Source organism: Natrinema gari JCM 14663, assembly GCF_000337175.1.
Lineage (GTDB): Archaea > Halobacteriota > Halobacteria > Halobacteriales > Natrialbaceae > Natrinema > Natrinema gari.
Genome location: NZ_AOIJ01000074.1, coordinates 1 through 400, shown reverse-complemented (window position 1 = coordinate 400; position 400 = coordinate 1). Strand labels below are relative to the sequence as shown.

At 56.8% G+C, this 400-nt stretch carries 1 protein-coding gene; it reads left to right on the top strand.

The features are described 5' to 3' along the window. A partial coding sequence (locus C486_RS22075; RefSeq protein ID WP_206536988.1) for a hypothetical protein occupies window positions 1-194 on the top strand: 194 nt, incomplete at its 5' end. Between the last annotated feature and the right edge of the window lie 206 nt (window positions 195-400).

Here is a 400-nt window from a genome sequence, read left to right as displayed (position 1 = left end):
CTCCCGTGCTTGCCGGACGGGTTCTCATTATCACTCATATTCCGTGTGAAGGTACTTTCACAGGTAACTTAAATCTATGTTGGGACAGTACTTTCTCACTGTATGGGAGCATCGACCGGTTGTTCAGCAACCGAAAGAACCCGGTCATCGCGCCGATCGGCGCGGGATCGGGCGTCGTCCAAGACGATGTCTGATCGACGATCTGCCGATCCCTCGCGATGGACGCGGCGACAGAACTCCACTAACCCATGAGCACAGGTCAATCGACCACAGGAGCGCTGACCGACGGTCTTCGAACTCCGCACGACTGTGAGGCGCTGCTCGAAGAGATGGCTGAGTTCTACGATTCGGCCGGTCGGGGAGACGAACCGATCGCAAAGATGGTTGACGCGGTTCGTAG